The 21,100-nt window shown below is 55.0% G+C and carries 17 protein-coding genes; 7 read left to right on the forward strand and 10 right to left on the reverse strand.

Annotated elements, in window-relative coordinates; all coding sequences use genetic code 11:
* Positions 1 to 2: 2 nt before the first annotated feature.
* The 6 genes from KMP13_RS06435 to cysQ all read right to left on the reverse strand — a co-directional run bounded on the left by KMP13_RS06435 (position 3) and on the right by cysQ (position 7,002).
* Positions 3 to 1,703, reverse strand: coding sequence for a beta-1,6-N-acetylglucosaminyltransferase (locus tag KMP13_RS06435; protein ID WP_215264872.1), 1,701 nt, complete (start codon positions 1,701 to 1,703; stop codon positions 3 to 5).
* Positions 1,700 to 2,686: a glycosyltransferase family 2 protein gene (locus KMP13_RS06440; RefSeq protein WP_215264874.1), complete on the reverse strand. Its 987-nt coding sequence runs from the start codon at positions 2,684 to 2,686 to the stop codon at positions 1,700 to 1,702. The genes KMP13_RS06435 and KMP13_RS06440 overlap by 4 nt, the downstream gene beginning before the upstream one ends.
* A gap of 143 nt (positions 2,687 to 2,829) precedes the next feature.
* On the reverse strand, positions 2,830 to 3,909 hold the full coding sequence (locus tag KMP13_RS06445) for a glycosyltransferase family 2 protein (RefSeq protein WP_215264876.1): 1,080 nt from the start codon (positions 3,907 to 3,909) through the stop codon (positions 2,830 to 2,832).
* Entirely contained in the window at positions 3,909 to 4,892 is a 984-nt protein-coding gene (gene galE / locus KMP13_RS06450) for a UDP-glucose 4-epimerase GalE (protein WP_215264878.1), read from the reverse strand. Before galE ends, KMP13_RS06445 begins: the two co-directional genes overlap by 1 nt.
* Positions 4,893 to 4,936: 44 nt before the next feature.
* Positions 4,937 to 5,830 carry a UTP--glucose-1-phosphate uridylyltransferase GalU gene (galU, locus tag KMP13_RS06455; RefSeq protein WP_215264879.1) on the reverse strand — a complete coding sequence of 298 codons (894 nt, stop codon included), beginning with the start codon at positions 5,828 to 5,830 and terminating at the stop codon, positions 4,937 to 4,939.
* Positions 5,831 to 6,204: 374 nt separating this feature from the next.
* The gene (gene cysQ / locus KMP13_RS06460) at positions 6,205 to 7,002 is read right to left on the reverse strand and encodes a 3'(2'),5'-bisphosphate nucleotidase CysQ (RefSeq protein ID WP_215264881.1); all 798 of its coding nucleotides are present in this window, start codon (positions 7,000 to 7,002) and stop codon (positions 6,205 to 6,207) included.
* Between the two features lie 121 nt (positions 7,003 to 7,123).
* On the opposite strand from cysQ, the gene KMP13_RS06465 reads away from it, so the two are divergent.
* Positions 7,124 to 7,948, forward strand: a complete 825-nt coding sequence (locus KMP13_RS06465; RefSeq protein WP_215264882.1) for an ABC transporter permease — start codon at positions 7,124 to 7,126, stop codon at positions 7,946 to 7,948.
* Between the two features lie 2 nt (positions 7,949 to 7,950).
* On the opposite strand, the gene KMP13_RS06470 is transcribed toward KMP13_RS06465, so the two are convergent.
* Positions 7,951 to 8,553, reverse strand: coding sequence for an alpha-ketoglutarate-dependent dioxygenase AlkB family protein (locus KMP13_RS06470; RefSeq protein WP_215264884.1), 603 nt, complete (start codon positions 8,551 to 8,553; stop codon positions 7,951 to 7,953).
* A 210-nt stretch (positions 8,554 to 8,763) separates the two neighbouring features.
* Between KMP13_RS06470 and dnaK the strand changes: the two genes are divergently transcribed.
* From dnaK to radC, 3 genes are all read left to right on the forward strand, one after another.
* Complete coding sequence (gene dnaK / locus KMP13_RS06475) at positions 8,764 to 10,686, forward strand: molecular chaperone DnaK (protein ID WP_215264886.1); 1,923 nt, start codon at positions 8,764 to 8,766, stop codon at positions 10,684 to 10,686.
* Between the two features lie 78 nt (positions 10,687 to 10,764).
* A complete protein-coding gene (gene dnaJ / locus KMP13_RS06480; RefSeq protein ID WP_215264888.1) occupies positions 10,765 to 11,940 on the forward strand; it encodes a molecular chaperone DnaJ in 1,176 nt (391 codons plus the stop codon).
* 115 nt (positions 11,941 to 12,055) lie between these two features.
* Entirely contained in the window at positions 12,056 to 12,814 is a 759-nt protein-coding gene (radC, locus tag KMP13_RS06485; RefSeq protein WP_215264889.1) for a RadC family protein, read from the forward strand.
* Between the two features lie 3 nt (positions 12,815 to 12,817).
* On the opposite strand, the gene KMP13_RS06490 is transcribed toward radC, so the two are convergent.
* The 3 genes from KMP13_RS06490 to secA all read right to left on the reverse strand — a co-directional run bounded on the left by KMP13_RS06490 (position 12,818) and on the right by secA (position 18,120).
* Entirely contained in the window at positions 12,818 to 14,365 is a 1,548-nt protein-coding gene (locus KMP13_RS06490; RefSeq protein ID WP_215264891.1) for a phosphate ABC transporter substrate-binding/OmpA family protein, read from the reverse strand.
* A gap of 23 nt (positions 14,366 to 14,388) precedes the next feature.
* Positions 14,389 to 15,321, reverse strand: a complete 933-nt coding sequence (locus tag KMP13_RS06495) for a hypothetical protein (protein ID WP_215264893.1) — start codon at positions 15,319 to 15,321, stop codon at positions 14,389 to 14,391.
* Between the two features lie 108 nt (positions 15,322 to 15,429).
* On the reverse strand, positions 15,430 to 18,120 hold the full coding sequence (secA, locus tag KMP13_RS06500; protein ID WP_215264895.1) for a preprotein translocase subunit SecA: 2,691 nt from the start codon (positions 18,118 to 18,120) through the stop codon (positions 15,430 to 15,432).
* A gap of 178 nt (positions 18,121 to 18,298) precedes the next feature.
* Here secA and KMP13_RS06505 point away from each other — a divergent pair, with 178 nt between their 5' ends.
* The 3 genes from KMP13_RS06505 to mutT are packed head-to-tail and all read left to right on the forward strand — an operon-like array spanning position 18,299 to position 20,775.
* Positions 18,299 to 19,150, forward strand: a complete 852-nt coding sequence (locus KMP13_RS06505) for a peptidylprolyl isomerase (protein WP_215264897.1) — start codon at positions 18,299 to 18,301, stop codon at positions 19,148 to 19,150.
* A 3-nt stretch (positions 19,151 to 19,153) separates the two neighbouring features.
* The gene (gene argJ, locus KMP13_RS06510) at positions 19,154 to 20,380 is read left to right on the forward strand and encodes a bifunctional glutamate N-acetyltransferase/amino-acid acetyltransferase ArgJ (protein WP_215264899.1); all 1,227 of its coding nucleotides are present in this window, start codon (positions 19,154 to 19,156) and stop codon (positions 20,378 to 20,380) included.
* Entirely contained in the window at positions 20,377 to 20,775 is a 399-nt protein-coding gene (gene mutT, locus KMP13_RS06515; protein WP_215264901.1) for an 8-oxo-dGTP diphosphatase MutT, read from the forward strand. The genes argJ and mutT overlap by 4 nt, the downstream gene beginning before the upstream one ends.
* Positions 20,776 to 21,100: the final 325 nt, after the last annotated feature.

The raw sequence follows: 21,100 nt of genomic DNA on the forward strand, positions 1-21,100 counted from the left end.
TTTCAACGCACCAGATAGGGTTTACGCGGCAGTGACGGTGCCGTTCTTTGAATCGGTTCCAGTGGGAAATCCCCCATCAAATATGGATGCATTCCCTGGTTCTTGAGGCTCTGCAAAAATTGACCAAAGCCTGTTAGATCCACCATTTGCGGTGTATCGGCCAGATGACGGTGATTTCCTTTGGTGATCTCATCGACGATGGTTTGCAGATGCTCCATGGGTGTTTCGATAAATTCCGCCATCGTCCAGATCCGCACGCGCGCCTTCAGCCATTGATCCCGCAGGATTTTCAATTGCTCCGCCTCGATCTGCTGCAAACGTGCGGCTTCCCGGCGCAGTTCATCAAAACCTTTCCCCGATTTGAACAGATCAACGGCCCATGCGCCAGAGATTACCGAGATCTGCGCATGAGTGTCACGCGCCATAAGTTCAACCGCGTCCTGCGTATCGTTGGGACCAAATTGAAAACACTGACGTTCGCCCCGCGTGTTCCACAGAAGATTGGTCAAAAAGCGTTCCGGATCATAGTCCCGCTGCGCGGCACTGTCACAAAGCGCCCCATTGTATGAGGTCTGGCTATCCACAAACTCCACCCTATCGGGTGAGAACAGATGTCCATGAACGCGAGTCTGCGTCGTCTTGGCGAGCCAGTCTTCGAAATCGACAAACAGCTCACTAAACCCCTGAAGAACCGAATATTCGCCAGAGGTGATCCCATTTTCACGCCCATGCCAAGGCAGCCGGCTTTGCATATAAAGCCCCGGACGCCCGCGCATCCGTCGTTCCACGGCTTTGGAAAAGATTCGGTCTATTTTACGAGGGTTGGGTTCCGTTCGGCTGGACGCACCATCAGGCGGCGTCAGAAAGGAATGATACAGGCGATGCGCATGCAACCAGATCTTGCGCGCGACAAAACAGTCTGAGCGTCGCAACAAATGCAAGTGGTCGTCGTAAAAGATATGCGGTTTGCCCTGATAGTCGAATTTGGACAGGGTCAGCGAACGGCTTTCGATCTTCGCTGAATGCAGTCGAACCAACGTCTGGTAATAGCTTTCGTCCGGGATCCAAACACGTTTGAAATATTGATCATAGGTTGGTCGATCAGGGTCATCCAAAATCGCCGCCAGGGTTTTGCGCGTCAGGCACCACCACTGGCTGCCCATATGAGGCACAAGGCCATCCGGGACTTTGCGTTTCAGCCGGAGCTTTCGTTGAAGGGCGACATAACCATCAAACAGCCCGCGGTGCTTTTTCCACGAAAAGGGAAAGCGCAGCGTAAAGCGTTCAAAACTCAAGCCGCCAACAATCCATGGTACATCCGCCGTTGTGGCGCTTTCAATAAAATCCGTGTCCGACCGGTCTGACAGATAGCCAACCAGTTCGCTGACGGGTCGTAGCGGCAGACAGGACCCCGAGGTGAGGTAGACATGTTCAACGCCAGGATGCGACTGCAGCATCTGGCTAGCGGCAGCTTGAGACCCGGCAACGATACCCCAAGTCCCCCATTCGCACCGGTGGCGTTTGGAAAAGCTGATCAGAGGGTAGGATTTGAGCGACTCTGAAAACTCATGGTATTCTGACTTGGCAACTTTGGAGTCCACATGGATCACAACCGGGCACCCGGCTTTTGCCCAGTGGCGCGCAACCTGGGCCGCCCGCCACAAGGCCGTGTGCACCATCATCACGATGCCAACAGTGCTCATGCCCAGTTCCCTTTGGACATCAGCCCCAGGATCTCTAACTGGCGCCAATTAATGTATTTTTCGCTCCACTTGCACCAGAGTTCCGGGTGTTCCTTTAGTCTTTGCATATAGGCTTGGTATTCCGCAGAAGTGGCATAATGCTGCTCGCGGGTCATTTCCTCGGCGGCTTTTTCCGAGAATGTGTGCAGGAATTTTGTATGCAACAAAACACCGCTGGCCTTCTCTCCCCCATCCGTTTCGAACACTCGGTTCAAACCGCGCGGCAATAACATATGCGTGGAACTGACATAAGCGTAACGGCGGTCCCATTTGACCAAGGGAATTTTATTGAGCGCAGGAGACTTCTTTGGCTTGTCTTTGAAAAACACGCGGGACCTTACCCCGCCCTGGATCCAAAGGTTTCCATAGGTTCCATTGCGTTTGACCGTGTAGTTTCCGCTGTCAAACCAGTTCGAAATTTCCAGCGGGTCCTGACCGGCGCGGTAGGGTTCTGCGTCTAACGCCCCTTTGGGATAGACGTCCAACAGCATCGCCGAAAAACTTCTGATGGAGGACTCATCCAGCCAGTCGGTCAAGGCGCGCAGCGGGCGCGTATCGCAGAACGGATAGACAAACAGCTCGTCCGGATCCGCGACGACCACCCAATGGCCATGCGCATAGCGGCGTTTGATATGGTTCATCCAATCCACACCAAATGTCGCGCGCTTATAGCTGGCTTGTGTGTGCCACAGGGACACATCCTCCATTCCCTGCAAATAGGCCTGCGTGCCGTCGCTGGAGTCATTGTCCACGAACAGGAAATGATTAACGCCCAGGTTTCGGTAGTATTGCAGAAAATACGGCAGCCGGACGTGCTCATTTCGCATGGTCGACACCAACAAAATATCGCCCTCTTTAATCCGGTTCGTATTGTCTTGGACAGAGGTTAGCTCACGGGATTTGCGCATGGCCCGAATAATCCGGCGTTTGCGCCGCAATCGCATGCGATAAGAATCCCAAAGGCCCAATGATCTGTCCACTTTTGCAAAACGGGTGCCTGCACCAAACGCAAATCAGTACGGCCAAGATCCCTATTTTCGCCAATATGTCATGGGTAAACCATGGGATTCAATGCATTTAGAAAGCGTTACAAATTGTTGGAATTTGTCTGTGGCAAATCATCGCCCCATTGGATCGTGGACATCAGACCCAAGTCGATCAATTGCTGGTGGTCGCGCAGCTGACAGGAACCAGCGTGCCACATGTCGGGTGCTGCCATGATCTCTTCGTAATAGCGATCAAAGTCGGGTGGCGTGTGGAAATGCTGTTGGCGCGATTTTTCAGTTTCCGATTTGGCAACAATCTCTGGCAGAAACTTGGTGTGAAGCAACACACCGCGAGGTTTGGGGCCCGCTGGACCGTCATACAGCTCATTCAACGCACGTGGCAAAATGGAATGGGTCGAGTTTACATAGACATAGGATTTGTCCCACTTCACCAATGGGATCTTGTTCAACGTCGGCGACCGCTCGGGCCGGTCCGCGAAAAACACCCGCTCCCGCGCGCCGCCTTGCAGCCATAAGTTCCCAAAAGGGGCCTGACGCACGGCGCGGTACGGCGATGGATCAAACCAGTTCAACACCTCACACGGGTTCTGACCTGCCGTATATGTGCAATCAGCCAGCGAGCCTTTGGGGTAGAGATCCAACATCATGGCACCAAACCCACGCAGCCCGCGCTGATCCAGCCAAGCCGTAAGCTGCGGCAGCCCGTGTTCCGCGCTTCCGTCAAAGGTCAGCAGTTCATCCGCATCGACGGTCAAACACCAACGATCGTGGCCGTAGCTGCGTTGCAACCAGGTGATCCAATCCAGCCCAAATCGGGACGCGCGATAGCCATGGCTCGCATGCCAAAGCGCCACGTCCTCTTGCTCGTGCAAATAGCTATCGCTGCCATCTGTGCTGTCATTGTCGACCACACAGAACTGAGACACACCAAGGCGTCGGTAGTGTTCAAGAAAATAGGGCAGTCGCGTCCGTTCGTTGCGCAACACGACAAACGCGATGACCTCATCGGAGCGGAAGTAGGTTTTGGGGAGTTTGACGGGGGTGAGTTGACGGCGCGCACGAAACGCACGCCACAACAGCCGCTTCCGCTTGAGCCGCAATAGATATGCCGCGCGCCAAGAGACACGCGGCATAGACAGGTCAGAGACCTCTGCGTCCATTATTTCTCGTAGTTGCCGCTTTGATGCCAAGGCCAAGCATCTGCGATCATCTCACTCATGTTTGAGCGGGACGGCTCCCATCCCAGGTCTTGGATCGCACGGGTGGAGCCTGAGACCAGTTTGGTACAGTCACCAGCGCGACGTTCGCCAATGTTATGCGGCACTTCCTGGTTGGTGACGCTGCGCGAATGCTCGATCACATCCATAACCGAAAAGCCGGAGCCGGTTCCCAGGTTGAACACCTGGCTGCCTTTTCCGTCTTCCAGCCATTTCAGACCAAGAACATGCGCATCGACCAAATCGCACACGTGCACATAGTCACGAATGCAGGTGCCATCAGGTGTGTCGTAATCGGTGCCAAAGACGGTCAACGCATCCCGTTCCCCTTTGATCGCCTGGATCATCAGCGGAATGAGATGGGTTTCCGGTTGATGGAACTCACCAACTTCGGCCTCGGGATCGGCACCCGCGACATTGAAGTAGCGGAAGATCACTGACCGCAGACCATAGGCCGCTTCAAAGTCGGTCAGAATATCCTCGACAGCGCGTTTGCTGGCCCCATAGGCGTTCAAGGGCTGCTGCGATGTATTCTCATCCAACACAACATTGTCGTGCTCGCCATAGGTGGCACATGTGGAGGAGAAGACAAAATCCATGCAATCCGCCGCAACGGCCGCTTCGATCAGGTTGAGGGATCCGCCAACATTGTTCGCCCAATACTTGCCCGGCTGAGACATCGCCTCACCCACTTGGCTGAGGGCCGCAAAATGCATGACGGCAATGGGTTTATGTTTGGCAAAGACTTCATCCAAACGGGCACGATCCGTCAGATCACCTTGTTCGAACGGGCCGAACTTTACAGCGTCCTGCCAGCCGGTCACCAGGTTGTCATAGGTAACCGGCGTATAGCCCGCAGCCTTGAGCGCTTTGCAAGCGTGCGAGCCAATATAGCCCGCACCGCCAGTAACAAGAACAGTTTTCAAACCGTTTTTCCTTCGTCAAAGTTTACCAGGTGGTCCAGCTGCGCTTATTGCGCAGCCTTGTCCATCTGAGCAACTTCTTGGATGTAGCCCATCAGCTCTTCACGTAGCTCTTCGCGCGCCAAGGCAAATGCGACGGTCGCCTGAAGGAAGCCAGCCTTGGAACCACAGTCAAAACGCTGACCGCGGAAACGATACCCATAGACCGGCACATCATTGTCGATGTCTTCCGCAATCGCATCGGTCAGCTGGATCTCACCACCGGTGCCCTGCTTTTTCTTGTTCAGGTTTTTCATCACGGTCGGAGACAGCACATAGCGGCCGATAACAGCCAGGTTCGACGGCGCGTCCTCTTGCTTGGGCTTTTCAACCATGCCGCGGGCTTCGACCACAGAACCCATGTCGTTCTTTACATCTAGAACACCATAAGCAGACGCCTTTTCAGGTGCGACTTCCATCGCCGCGACCATGTTGCCGCCGGTCTCTTCGTAGGCTTCAATCATCTGCTGCAAGCAGGGCGTTTCAGCTGCGATCACGTCATCCGGCAGGATAACCGCAAAAGGCTCGTTGCCGATCAGGCGACGTGCGCACCATACCGCGTGGCCCAAGCCCAGCGCTTGGTGCTGGCGGATATACGCGATCGCGCCCGAATCCATATTCGTGTGCTTCAATGTTTCCAGAAGCTCAGTTTTACCCTTCTTGCGCAGTTCCTGCTCAAGGATGGGGGAGTGATCGAAGTAATCTTCGAGGGCACCTTTGCCGCGCGAGGTTACAAAGATGAATTCTTTGATACCGGCAGCGCGTGCCTCATCGATCGCGTATTGGACCAAGGGGCGGTCCACCAAGGTCATGATTTCTTTTGGGACAGATTTGGTTGCTGGTAGGAACCGAGTACCAAGACCAGCAACGGGAAAAATAGCTTTTGTAACTTTTTTACGCATAACTCGCTCTCTCTTTTCACACAATGACCGTAATCGCGTCTTCGGACGAGGGGTCAAATATTCACTTTTAGCTACCTGGGAAGCAGTTCTTGCTTCTTGGAGGAGGCGTATCAGGCAGCTGTTCGTCCTTCATTACTGATACTATAACCGTAGCTGTCCTGTACCTATCCATGTGGATATCGGATAAATTTATAGGAAAAATATATCCGATCCTGATACATTAACGGTCAAGTCGGCATACTCTTTAGACTTCATGTACAACAGTTCCATGTAGCACTCTCATTTTAACGTTTGAAAATGGAAACATTGAACGAACATTGTGCACCAGGCGCCCTACGATTCTGTCTCGAACCCCAAGGCGCCGGCTAAATCTCTTACGCAGTCTTCAGCTCAACGCCCGGGGCGTATGCGATGAAGAAGGGGTTTGCATACCCTTCCTTGCCATAAACCAAAGGCTCGTGATTGTCGAAACGCACGACTTTGCCGCCCGCGCCCAACAAGACCGCATGACCAGCTGCTGTGTCCCACTCCATGGTACGTCCCACACGAGGATAAATATCCGCCTCGCCTGTTGCGACCAGGCAGAACTTCAGCGATGAACCGGCGCTCTTGCTGTCTTTGACATTGTATTTGCCGATGTAGTCGTCGGTTGCTTGATCGCGGTGAGACTTGGAGGCAACCACCATCAATGCGGCATTGTCGCTTTCGGCCACCCGGATTGCTTTGGTTTCTCCCAATGCGTCGGGGTCAAATGCGCCGGTCTCTTCCACGGTGGAACCATCGGCCAAAGTGAAGAACATGCGTTCACGCGCGGGCGCATAGACAACGCCGCGTGTCGGAACGCCCTTTTCCACCAAGGCAATATTGACGGTAAAATCGCCGCGGCGGTTGATGAATTCTTTGGTCCCATCCAAGGGATCAACGATCAAGAATGTCTCGCCGCGCTCTTTGTGAGAGGCAGACTGCTCTTCGGTGACCAGCATCATGTCTGGGAAGGCTGCGCGCAGCCCCTCAGAGATCAGGGCGTCTGCAGCCTCATCGGCGGCGGTCACTGGGCTATCATCGGATTTAACTTTTACGTCAAAATCATCGGAGTTGTAGATTTCCATGATTTTGTTACCGGCTTCGATCGCCAGTTTGCGGATAACTGGGATCAGTTCGTCGTAAGTCACACTATTTCTCCGAATAACGGGATAAAATTGAAAACATTCTCTCCACCCCTTATGGTACCGGTACAACGGAACAGCAAGAATTCCGTGTCACCTTAGGCAGCAATCAGCGCAATTGGTTCCAATGTTTCAGCATAATACGCCCCGCACTCCTGCATTTTTTGCCTTCCTCGAAATGAGTGAGGTGATTTTTCATGCCATCGTGCGCAGCGTGAGGTCCAAGCACAACAACGCCTTGATGGCCCTTGGCCTGACGATTTTTCAGGCGGTGATGTTTGTTGCGATCTTTTTCGCCATGTTCGAAATCTTGGGCGTCAAAGGGGCCGCGATCCGGGGCGACTTTCTGATCTATGTGATGACCGGCGTCTTTCTGTTCCTGACCCATACCAAAGCGGTCAGCGCTGTCGCCGGTGCCGAAGGGCCCAGCAGTCCGATGATGCAGCACGCGCCGATGAACACCATTGTGGCAATTGTATCCGCGGCTCTTGGATCGCTTTATCTGCAGACCCTGGCGCTGGTGATCATCTTGTTTGGCTACCACGTCGCGTTCACCCCTGTTGTGATCGAAGATCCGGTCTCAGCCTATGGAATGATGTTGATCGCCTGGTTTTCTGGCGCCTGCATCGGGCTGGTCTTTTTGATCATGAAACCATGGGCCCCGTCGGTGGTTGGTATCTTTTCCACCATCTACCAACGGGCCAATATGATCGCCTCTGGCAAGATGTTCCTGGCCAACACGCTGCCGACGTCCATGCTGGTCATGTTCGATTGGAACCCGCTGTTTCACTGCATCGACCAAGTGCGCGGCTACACGTTCAAGAATTACAACCCGCATTTCAGCAATTGGGAATATGCGCTGACGGTTGCGCTGGTCTTGCTGGTGATCGGGATGATGGGCGAATTCTATACCCGCCGCAAAGTCTCCCTCAGCTGGAGCGCGCGACGCTAGGGTCACGTCACCACCCGCAGTGTCAGGTTGATACGCCCGCCCTTGGGCAGCAGGCGCGAAGATTTAAAACGGATGCGGTCGACCCCGTGATAGGCCAGCCGCGCCTCTCCGCCCATCACCACGACATCGCCCGAGTTGAGCCAGATTGATTCGGTTTTGCCACCGCGCGTCGGGTTGCCGATGCGAAACAGGGCGTCATCTCCCAGGCTGATCGACAGAACCGGAAAGGAAAAGTCCGCCTCATCCTTGTCCTGATGCATCCCCATGCGCGCGGTTTCACCGTAGTAGTTCACCAAACAACACTCGGGCGGGCGTTCAGGGCTCACCAGCGTCTCCCACAGTGTGAGAATCGGCGCAGGAATATCCGGCCAGATTTGCCCTCTGGGGTGGGTCTCTGCGTATCGATACCCTGAGGCATCCGAAAACCAGCCGAATTTTCCGGCAGAGGTCATGCGCACGGACATCTGCCCGCCCGAGGGGACAGTTGGTGAAAAAAGAGGCGCCGCCTTCAAGACCGGGCGTAACGCCTCCACAATTTCCTGCTGTTTGCCCTGCGAAAGGCAATTTTTGTGGATTTCAAATCCTCGAACACGCAGCAAAGGCATCAGTCTTATTCCATTATTAACCATACCCCTTGCAAAAACCGTTCAGAACGGCGACATGCGGCGTGCTGAGGCGGTTGCAGGGACGAATTGTGCTCCTTATATACGCTTCGACGCGGAATGGTTTAAACCAAACGCGCCGTGATCGGGGTCAGGATGCCACAACGGGTTCGGACCTCGGGTAATCGCCTTAAAGGAAAAAAGGGATCGAAGATGAGCAAAGTTATCGGGATCGACCTGGGTACAACGAACTCTTGTGTGGCCATCATGGACGGCTCGCAGCCCCGCGTTATTGAAAACGCCGAGGGCGCACGTACCACCCCGTCGATCGTAGCATTTACCGACGAAGAACGTCTGGTCGGCCAGCCTGCGAAACGTCAGGCCGTGACCAACCCGGACAACACCATTTTTGGTGTGAAGCGCCTGATCGGCCGCCGCGCAGATGACGCGGATCTGGCCAAGGACAAAAAACACCTGCCATTCTCTGTCGTAAACGGCGGCAATGGCGATGCATGGGTCGAAGCAAAGGGCGACAAATACTCCCCCTCGCAGATCTCTGCATTCATTCTCGGCAAGATGAAAGAAACCGCCGAGAGCTACATGGGCGAAGAAGTGACCCAGGCTGTTATTACAGTTCCGGCCTACTTCAACGACGCACAGCGTCAGGCGACTAAAGACGCGGGCAAGATCGCAGGCCTCGAAGTTCTGCGTATCATCAACGAGCCGACCGCGGCTGCGTTGGCTTATGGTCTGGACAAAGAGAACACACAAACCATCGCGGTTTATGACCTTGGTGGCGGTACATTCGACGTAACCATCCTGGAAATCGACGATGGCCTGTTCGAAGTAAAATCGACCAACGGAGACACCTTCCTAGGTGGTGAAGACTTTGACATGCGCATCGTCTCCTACCTGTCGGATGAGTTCAAAAAGGCCAACGGTGTTGATCTGTCCAAGGACAAGATGGCGCTGCAGCGTCTGAAAGAAGCTGCAGAAAAAGCCAAGATCGAGCTGTCTTCGGCCAGCCAGACCGAAATCAACCAACCGTTCATCTCGATGGACCCATCCTCTGGCCAGCCTTTGCACATGGTTATGAAACTGACCCGTGCGAAACTGGAAAGCCTGGTTTCGGACCTGATCAAAAACTCGATGAAACCCTGCGCAGCCGCTCTCAAAGACGCCGGCCTGTCCGCATCTGACATCGACGAAGTAGTTCTGGTTGGCGGTATGACCCGCATGCCAAAGGTCATCGAGGAAGTGACCAAATTCTTTGGCAAAGAGCCGCACAAAGGTGTGAACCCTGACGAAGTTGTGGCCATGGGCGCCGCAATCCAAGCCGGCGTTCTGCAGGGCGACGTAAAAGACGTTGTTCTTCTGGACGTCACACCGCTGTCGCTGGGTATCGAAACATTGGGCGGCGTCTTCACCCGCTTGATCGACCGCAACACCACAATCCCGACCAAAAAGTCTCAGGTCTTCTCAACCGCAGAAGACCACCAGAACGCCGTAACCATCCGCGTGTTCCAGGGTGAGCGCGAAATGGCCATGGACAACAAGATGTTGGGTCAGTTCAACCTCGAAGACATCCCGCCTGCCCCACGTGGCATGCCGCAAATTGAAGTGACTTTTGACATCGACGCCAACGGCATTGTGTCCGTAGGTGCAAAAGACAAAGCCACCAACAAAGAACAGCAGATCACCATTCAGGCCTCTGGCGGACTGTCCGATGCCGACATCGACCAGATGGTCAAGGATGCCGAAGACAATGCGGAAGCGGATAAAGAACGCCGCGAACTGATCGAAGCCAAGAACCAAGCTGAAAGCCTCGTGCATTCGACCGAGAAGTCGGTTGAAGAACACGGCGACAAAGTTGACCCGTCAACTGTTGAAGCGATCGAGCTGGCTGTTGCTGCGCTGAAAGACGATCTGGAGAACGAGAAATCGACCGCCGAAAAGATCAAGGCCGGTATCCAGAACGTCACCGAGGTTGCAATGCGTCTGGGTGAAGCGATCTATAAGTCGCAACAAGAAGACGCCGGCGAAGAGGCACCTGCTGCTGCCGACGAATCTGCCGCTCCAGGCGCCGACGATATCGTTGACGCTGAATTCGAAGACCTGGACGACGATAAGCGCTAATCCTCTTGGTTTTGTCCAAGACGGGCCGGTCCGCACCCCGGATCGGCCCGCTTTCGTTGAGGCAGAAGGAACAGACCGATGTCAAAACGTGACTATTATGAAACTCTCGGAGTGGTAAAAGGCGCCAGCGCCGATGAGATCAAGAAGGGTTTTCGCAAGAAGGCCAAAGAACTGCACCCGGACCGCAACTCTGACAATCCTGACGCGGAAGCGCAGTTCAAGGAAGTCAACGAGGCCTATGAGGTCCTGAAGAACGACGAGAAAAAAGCAGCTTATGACCGCTTTGGGCATGCCGCTTTTGAAAACGGCATGGGTGGCCCCAGCGCAGGCGGGCAACGCGGAGGCCCCGGTTTCGGCGGCGGCGGCGGCGATTTCTCTTCTGCGTTCTCAGACGTATTTGACGATCTGTTTGGCGACTTCATGGGCGGTGCCCGTGGCGGTGCTGGCGGTGGCCGTCAACGTGCGTCACGCGGTGCGGACCTGCGATATAACCTGCGCGTCACACTGGAAGACGCCTTTGCGGGTATCCAGAAAACGATCAAAGTCCCCACCGCCGTTGGATGTTCGTCCTGCGATGGAACCGGGTCCGAAGGTGGCGCAGAGCCCACCACCTGTCCCACATGTTCCGGCATGGGCAAGGTCCGCGCGCAACAGGGTTTCTTCACTGTCGAACGCAGCTGTCCAACCTGTTCTGGCCTGGGCCAGATCATCAAGAACCCCTGTAAAACATGTCATGGCCATGGCCGTATCGAAAAAGACCGCTCGCTATCGGTCAACATTCCGGCGGGTGTGGAAACGGGGACACGTATTCGCCTTGCTGGCGAAGGCGAGGCTGGTTTGCGGGGTGGCCCTCCGGGCGATCTTTATATCTTTGTCGAAGTGGCCGCGCATGATCTGTTTGAGCGTGAGGCGGACAATCTCTATTGCCGCGTTCCGGTCGCCATGTCCAAGGCAGCTCTGGGTGGCGCGATTGAGGTTCCAACGATCGATGGTGGCCGCGGTCGCGTTCAGATCCCCGAAGGCAGCCAATCCGGTCGCCAGATGCGCCTGCGTGGCAAAGGCATGCCTGCGCTGCGTGGCGGCGGCGTTGGTGACATGTTCATCGAGCTTGCGGTCGAAACGCCGGTCAATCTGACCCCAAAACAAAAGGAACTTCTGCGTGAATTCGAAGATATCTCGCAGGAAAACAACAATCCCGAAAGCGGCAGCTTCTTTTCTTCGGTCAAGAGCTTCTGGGACGGGATGAAAGGTTAAGTGAAACGCTCCCTTCGGGGGGCGTTTTTTTGGCTTTCGCAAATAGTACGTCAATCCAGAGCCACACAGAACGTCCTTAACCTTCTGTAAAGGCTTGCGGCCAAATCATGTCCGCATGAAAACGCCGGGTAGCTTTCAGGACGCAGCACTCCCCCTCTTTTCAGAGGCCAGTTCACCTGTACCCAAGCCATCATCCAAGCAGCCCTCCTATATCCGGGATCATCGCGCGCGGCTGCGGTCTCGTTTCATGGAAGGCGGCTCAAAAGCTGTTCCCGACTACGAACTGCTTGAACTGATCTTGTTTCGGTCGATCCCACGCAAAGACGTCAAACCGTTGGCGCGCCGCCTGCTGGACCATTTTGGCGACATCAATCGTGTTATCACCGCCAATCCAGAGCGCCTCGCCGAAGTCAAAGACGTGGGTGACGCCGTTATCACTGACTTCAAGATCCTGGAAGCCGCCGCACAGCGTCTGGCACGCGCACGTATCCTTCAGCGCCACGTCATTTCCAGCTGGGATGCGCTTCTGGATTACTGCCACACCAGCATGGCGCATCTTGAGACAGAGCAGTTCCGGGTGCTGTATCTCGACCGCAAAAACGTGTTGATCGCGGACGAAGCCCAGGCCGAAGGCACGGTGGATCACGTGCCAGTTTATCCCCGCGAAGTGGCCAAACGTGCGCTGGAACATAACGCCAGCGCCATTATCCTGGTCCACAATCATCCCTCCGGCGACCCGACGCCGTCGGACGCCGATATCTCTATGACAGAGCAGATTTCCAATGCTCTGACACCACTCAGCATTGTGGTTCACGACCATCTTATTATTGGAAAATCACGTGAACTCAGCTTTCGGGCGCAGGGATACCTGTGACCCTCAGCGCACCCAAATTTCCACCCTGCGGTTTACTTTGCGACCCCATGCGCTATCGTCACAAGCCATTGGCATTGCCTCTCCAAAAGCCTCAACGGACAAGTTCACCAAAGACAAATTTGCCGTCTCACTGGTTTCGATAACAGCATCCCGGACTGCCGTGGCCCGCTTCAAAGCGATGTCGCGGTTTGCGGCTGCCGGCCCCTCTCCATCTGAAAAGCCAACAAACATCAATTTGCGCCCGTCATATACGCCCGCCTCTAGGTCCCGTGCTAGCTGTTCGATATTGCCGCGCGATTGTGCATCGGGGCGTGCTGAGCCTGTCTCGAACCTGAATGTGGTTGTCAGGCGATCCATCTCCTTCACCCCATCAACCAGCCGGGCAAGCTCGCTGAGCCCGACTTCATCACCGGCGGACGAAATCGCATTTGCCAGCCGGTTTCCTTGCCGGTTGAGCGCGATCCGTTCGGGGGCTTGGTCGACAAAACCAGCCCGACGAATGACAATTTGTGCCGCAGGACCGCGTACATAGGACAGAAACTCTCGTCCGATCTTGGGCAGTCGTCGTGCAGGGAGGTATAGAAACAGGGGCGCGGTTATAGGGTAATCTTCGGTTTTGACCGCCTGGCGTCCAACTTCCAACCCAAACCCGCAGTTGCCGCCAAGTTGCAGCGCACGCGCCGTGCCAATCTGAGAATAAAGCCCCAAACCCAGGGCAAACGGATCAATGGCGACGTAGCGCGCCAAGGCATCCAATCGCTCGTGTTGCTGCGCCCGCGACGGCAGCCCCGTAAGGTCAAATTCATCCTCGATCAGTTGCGCGACGCCAACACCCTCTAGCGGTACATGGGTTGAAATCGGCGCATCCGGTCCCCCCAAGACGGACCAATTGTCGATTTCTCCACGCAACACAGCGATCAAACTTGGCAGGTCGATATTCTGAACGGGATTGTCCGGCGCCACGATGGGAACCAATGCATCCAGCGCCAAAACTCGGCTGCGTGCAGGCTGCGTGAGATCACCAAGCCCAAGCGACCGGGCAGCCGACAATTCCGTGTCGCGCACTTCACGTTGCGCCATGACGATATCCGCCGCATCGTCCAACAGGTCAGCGAATCCTTGATCCGTGTCACTTACGGCAAAAACGAATCTCGCAGCCGTCCCACCGCCCGCCTTGCGCAAGAGATACTCAAAATCCTGGCCGGACAGTTTATTGCGGTGTGTCTGGTAACCATTGCGCAGCGCGTAGCCTTCGATCAGGGCCGGCAGGAGAATTTCCGCCATTGCCGCGGAACCAGACAGCGTGATCTCGGCCACGAAATCAGACAGGCTCGGACATCCCGGACCCTCGCAGCTGACGCCAGAGCCGTCGACCGTCAGTTCGCCAAATTTGGTATCAACGCGATAAAATTCACCATCGAACCCCAAAAGATTCCCGGTGATTTCAACGGCTCCATCAGGAGAAGACAGCGTGACATCTTGTGCCGCGACAGGTTGCAGGCCGCACAATAGGAGGAGTGCAGCGGAAACCACCGCACGAAAATTAACCATGAGAAGCCCTGATAAATCGCGTTCTAATTCGCCGCGATTGTCAGGTTTTCGACCAGATTATTCAACACCAGAAAGTCCCCTATGGCGTCGCAAGTGGGCATGTTGAGCACAAGATCACGACCACGCAGCGTCCCTTGCCGCAAATCGAGCGTTTGAGCGGCCACTGTTTGGTTGCAATTGAGTTCTGAGACCTCGGCCTCCACCGTGAGTTCGACGCGTCCATTCGCACCGTCTGCATCTCGGGGCAAGCTGTACACGTCCGCCAGGAGCGGTGAAATCGCATCCACGTCTCCTAGGCGATATACGGTGCCAACGCCGCCTTGGGCTGCGCCAGTCCAAACATGTCCTTCTTCACCGTAGTTCGCACCGAATTCGCGCGCGTGAAGTTCAAATCCCCCATATCCGCCCCACTGCAAAACCACCCGGTCATAGTTGGCGACTTCGGGCACTGTCATCGAAACAGTACCGTGGTAGCCGCTTTCCGTTTCGGCGATGAACACGCTGGTTTCGTTCAACGCAGGCAACAGCACCTCTGCCTGACCTGCGCCATCCACGCTAGTGGCAAAGATCATGCCATTGTGGTGGATTTTCACGACAGAATACGGTGTGCAGGCCGTCTCAACGGATAGGCTAACCATCGCGGCAGCGTGCAAAACAGCACCAAGGCTGAGCCCGCATTCCGATACCGGAGAGCGATCCGAAGCAGCCGTTTCCGGCAAGGTCGGATGCGCCGCTGTCAGGGTAATGTTTTCCAAGATCAAAGGCACATCGGGGTCATTCGGCAAAACGGCCGCTTGCGAGTCTTGGGCGTCAACCGTTTCCTGCACGGCATCCTGCGCTGCTCCAAAGACCAAGGATTTAGCATTGGACAAGAGTTGCGGCTGCATTGCCACGCCAATTGCAACGGCGCCGCACAGGGTCGCGCCGGTAAGCATTAAAGCACGTGGATTTACCATTCTGGCCTCCCGGACTCATAAGGTTAAGGAAGCATGACTGAAAAAGGTGGCCAACTCGTGGCCACCTTTCGGCAAAATAATGCAGATTTTAGACGAATGTTGCGGCTTTTAGGTCAATCGCCCGTGGCAATGTTTGAACTTCTTGCCTGAACCGCAGGGGCATTTGTCGTTGCGCGATGGGTTGCCCCAGGTCGACGGATCATTTTCGTCAAAGCCTTCCAACGGCTCCTCGACCAGCTCTACCGGTTCAGGCGCTGCGGGTTGCAGAGCGGCCTGACGTGCGGCCATTTCCATCAACATTTGCCGCTGTTCGTCCTCGGAAATCGGACGCACATGGCTGATCTGTTTGGTCACATCTTCCCGCAGGCTGTCCAACATGTTTTCAAACAGCTGGAAGCTCTCGTTTTTGTACTCGTTCAACGGGTCGCGTTGCGCGTAGCCACGGAAACCAACAACCGAGCGCAGATGCTCCAAGGTCAGCAGATGTTCACGCCACTTTGCATCGATGGTTTGCAACAACACCTGTTTTTCGATGTTGCGCATACCTTCATCGCCAAAGGCTTCGATTTTTTCTGCCATCTTCGCGTCAGAAGCTTCCAACAGACGTTCGCGCACTTGCTCGTCGTCGACACCTTCTTCGGCAGCCCAATCGGCAACAGGCACATCAAGACCAAGCTTTTCTTTGACCGCCTCTTGCAGACCTTCGGTGTCCCATTGATCCGCATAGGTTTTGGGCGGCATGAAGCTGTCCAACAGATCATCGACAACTTCGTCCCGCATATCAGTTACGACATCGGACAAGTTTTCCGCCGCCATGATTTCACGGCGCTGGTTAAAGATAACCTTTCGCTGGTCATTCATCACGTCGTCAAACTTCAGAACGTTCTTACGCATATCGAAGTTACGGCCTTCGACCTTTGCTTGTGCGCGTTCCAAAGACTTGTTCACCCACGGGTGAATAATCGCCTCACCCTCTTTCATGCCCAGAGTCGACAGCATCTTGTCCAAACGTTCGGATCCAAAGATACGCATCAGATCGTCTTCGAGGCTTAGGTAGAAGCGCGTCAGACCCGGATCACCCTGGCGACCGGAACGACCCCGCAGCTGGTTGTCGATACGGCGGCTTTCGTGACGTTCTGAGGCCAGAACGCACAGGCCACCAGCCTCCAGAACCTTCGATTTTTCTTCGGCGTGTTTGGCTTCTTCAGCCGCACGCAGTTCTGCCGGATCAGCATCGGGTTTGGCTTCCAAGGCGGTCATCACCTTGATCTCGACGTTACCGCCAAGCTGAATGTCGGTCCCACGACCGGCCATGTTGGTTGCAATGGTTACGGCGCCCAGACGGCCGGCGTCGCCAACGATCTGCGCTTCTTGCTCGTGATGGCGGGCGTTCAGAACGTTGTGTTCGATGCCTTCCTTCTCAAGCATGTGGCTCAGCAGTTCGGACTTCTCAATCGAAGTTGTCCCTAAGAGAACCGGCTGACCTTTTTCATACGCCGCTTTGGCGTCATCGATCATGGCCTGATATTTCTCAACCGCGGTGCGGTAGACTTGGTCGTCTTCGTCTTTCCGGGCGATCGGTCTGTTGGTCGGGACCTCAACCACACCAAGGCCGTAGATCTCCATGAACTCGTCCGCTTCGGTCATCGCGGTGCCGGTCATGCCAGACAGCGTGTCATAAAGACGGAAGTAGTTCTGGAAGGTCACCGAGGCCAACGTGGTGTTTTCTGGCTGGATCGTTGCGTTTTCCTTAGCTTCCAGCGCCTGGTGCAAGCCATCGGACAGGCGACGCCCTGGCATCATACGACCGGTAAACTCGTCAATCAGGATCACTTCGCCGCTGCGGACGATGTATTCTTTGTCCCGCTGGAACAATTTGTGCGCCCGCAACGCCTGGTTCACGTGGTGAACAATCGTGGTGCTTTCAGGGTCATAGAGCGAGGCGTCCGCTTCCAGCAAACCACGTTGCTGCAGGATCTGCTCCAGCGCTTCGTTGCCCTCTTCAGTAAAGGTTACGCCGCGCGTCTTTTCGTCAATCTCATAGTGGTCTTCGTTCAACTCAGGGATCAACTGGTCGATCGTTGTATAAAGCTCTGAACGGTCTTCCGCCGGGCCCGAGATAATCAGCGGCGTCCGCGCTTCGTCAATCAGGATCGAGTCGACCTCATCCACAATCGCAAAGTTGTGGTGCTTTTGGAAAACCTGATCCAGGCTCGGTTTCATGTTATCGCGCAGATAATCAAAACCCAGCTCGTTGTTGGTGGCATATGTCACGTCCGAGGCATAGGCGGCCTGCTTTTCGGGATCCGGCTGTCCGGACCAAATCACGCCGGTGGTCATGCCAAGCGCCGCAAAGACCTTGCCCATCCACTCGCTGTCACGTTTGGCCAAATATTCGTTCACGGTCACAACGTGCACGCCTTTGCCCGTCAGCGCGTTCAGATACGCCGGGAAGGTCGCGACAAGGGTTTTACCCTCACCGGTCTTCATCTCAGAGATATTGCCCTGGTGGAGGAATACACCCCCCATCAGCTGCGTATCAAAGGCGCGCAGGCCCAGGGCACGTCTGGCCCCTTCGCGCACGTTCGCAAAAGCCTCGGGCAAAATGCTCTCAAGGCTTTCACCATCAAGCGCGCGTTTGCGCAGCTCGTCTGTCTTTTCAATCAGGCCTTGGTCGCTGAGCTTCTCAAACTCGGGTTCCAGCGCATTGATCTTGGCAATCAGCGGCCGCGTCGCCTTAACTTTCCGGTCGTTCGGCGTGCCGAAGACCTTTTTGGCGAGAGTTCCGATACCCAGCATGTGTTCTCCAACGTGTCTGTCATTGGTCGTGTCAAAAGCCGGACTTGCCCGCCCTGCTCACAACCCATAGATAAAGGTGGATTAGACGGTCCTGCCATCGGCCCTATGGCGATGTAAGGGTCAGGTATTTGAGTGTCAACGCCACGGCCCGTGGTCAGAACAGAATAGGAAGATTTCCATGCGTAAAGGTCTCACTTTTCTGCCAGCTCTCGCTCTGGCAGCCGCATTAGCATTGCCGGGCGTTGCAACAGCTGCTCCTCACGCCAATACGGTGGTCGCTACTGTAAACGGTGAAGACATCACCGTAGGCCACATGGTCATCGCCCACAAAGAGCTGCCCGAACAGTACAAGCAGCTGCCAGCCGACGTACTTTACAAGGCTATTCTGGACCAGTTGATCCAACAAACCGCGCTTAAGCAACAATTGCATGGTGAAGTCCCGGCCTATGTTCAACTGACCATCGACAATGAGATGCGCACGCTTTTGGCGCAGGAAGTTGTGCAGAACGTCATGGAGAAAGCCGCGACCGAAGAAAATATTCGCGCAGCCTACGATGCGACCTATTCCACCGGCGATGGCGGGGATGAGTTCAATGCTTCTCACATTCTCGTGGAAAGCGAAGCCGAAGCACTGGACATCAAGAGCGAGCTAGACGCTGGCGCGGATTTCGCAACGCTCGCCAAGGCGCGCTCCACCGGTCCATCCGGTCCCAATGGCGGTCAATTGGGATGGTTCGGCCTTGGCCAAATGGTGCCCGAATTCGAAACCGCTGTCCTATCGCTGAGCAATGGCGACGTATCCACCCCCATTCAGACCCAATTTGGCTGGCATGTCATCCTTTTGACAGAACGCCGCAAGGCCGAAGCGCCCGAATTCGAAGTGGTCCGCGAGCAACTTGCCAATACTTTGCGCCAAACCGCCGTCGAAGCCCATGTTGACACCCTGACGACTCGGGCCGATATCACCCGCCCGGAGATCGAAGACTTCACGCCTGAAATCATCAAAGATCTGAGCTTGATAGGGAACTAAAGAATGGCTGGTTCGCTTCCGGTGTCCCCATTGGCACCAGAAAAATTCCCCACGCTTCCTGTTATTAGTGGCGTAACTTTTGCAAGCGCATCTGCGGGGGTAAAGTACCAAGGGCGCGATGATGTGATGTTGGCCGTTCTGCAGCCCGGAAGCGCGGTCGCTGGGGTATTCACCAAATCCAAGACCCGTGCAGCACCCGTACTGGATTGTCAGGCGAAACTTGGCGGCGCGAATTCCGACGGCGCGGCTATACTGGTTAACTCGGGCAATGCAAATGCGTTCACCGGACAATTCGGCCAAGCCTCGGTCAAAGAGATTACGTCAGCAGTTTCCGCGTCCCTTAACGTTCCTGAGGAACGCGTGTTCACCTCTTCGACCGGTGTCATTGGTGAACCACTGCCTCATGATCGGATCACGGCCAAGATTGGTGAGCTGGGCGGCACCTTATCTAAGAAGGGTATCGAAGACGCCGCTAAGGCGATCATGACCACGGATACTTTTGCGAAGGGGTCAGGCGCGACGATCACCATCGACAGTCAAGAGGTCCAGATCGCAGGCATCGCCAAGGGCTCTGGCATGATCGCGCCGGACATGGCGACGATGCTGGTCTATATCTTTACCGACGCCATATACGAACAATCCGCGTTACAAGCGTTGCTGTCCGGTCTGAACGAAACAAGCTTTAACGCAATAACGGTCGACAGCGATACCTCAACCTCGGACAGTTTGTTGCTGTGTGCGACGGGCGCATCTGGTGTTGACGCAACCGGCAATGCTGACTTTGCAGCGGCGCTCAATTCCGTCATGCTGGACTTGGCCCATCAGGTTGTCCGCGATGGTGAGGGTGCGACCAAATTCATCGAAATCCAAATCACCGGCGCGGTTTCCAACGGTGAAGCCAAGACACACGGGCTGGCGATTGCAAATTCACCTTTGGTGAAGACCGCGATTGCGGGCGAAGATCCCAACTGGGGACGTGTGGTCATGGCGATTGGCAAGTCCGGAGCCGAGGCCGACCGCGATCGGTTGTCGATCTCCTTTGGCGATGTTCTGGTGGCTGAAAAGGGCTGGGTCGCGGACACCTACCGCGAAGAGCTCGGCGCGGCTGAGATGAAGAAACAGGACATCACAATGCACGTCGACCTTGGGCTTGGTTCGGGCAAAGCGACCGTTTGGACGTGTGATTTGACCCACCAATACATCACGATCAATGCAGACTACCGCTCATGAAGACGGTCCTTGTTTCAGCGGTCGCCTTGATTGATCCCGACGGGCGTATCCTTTTGGCGCAGCGCCCCGAAGGGAAATCGATGGCCGGTATGTGGGAATTTCCCGGTGGCAAAATCGAACCTGGTGAAACACCCGAGGCGGCTTTGGTTCGGGAATTGCAGGAAGAGCTGGGCATCAACACTTGGAAATCCTGCTTGGCTCCGCTGACATTCGCCAGCCATAGTTATGAAGACTTTCACCTACTGATGCCGCTTTTCGCCTGCCGAAAGTGGGAGGGCATTCCGCAAGGGAAAGAGGGTCAGACGCTCAAATGGGTGATTCCCCAAGATTTGCGAAACTATGACATGCCCCCGGCAGATATTCCGCTGATTCCTATACTTCGAGACTGGCTATAGGTTTTTGTTTCGATATTTTGGAAAAGAGTACGTTTTTAAAGTGACTTTTTCTTGATCAGAAACAAGTTTCGCTAGCTTACTTTGTGAACTTTTTGTTAAGATCTACCCTAAAGGATGACACTGCAAGGTCATACTTCTCCATTTTGGATCTTAACGGGAGGGCGTTTCATGATCCGGACTATCACTATGGGTACTTATGTGTCTGTTCAGGGTGTATTTTCACACTCTCTGCCCAACGGCAAGATTGCTGTTAAAGTGGGCAAAAAGGTTTACGAAGGCAAGCCAGTCTAACTGGCGATACGAACTACCACTCACACGGAATATC

Origin of the sequence: Epibacterium ulvae, assembly GCF_018678075.1 — a bacterium.
GTDB lineage: Bacteria > Pseudomonadota > Alphaproteobacteria > Rhodobacterales > Rhodobacteraceae > Epibacterium > Epibacterium ulvae_A.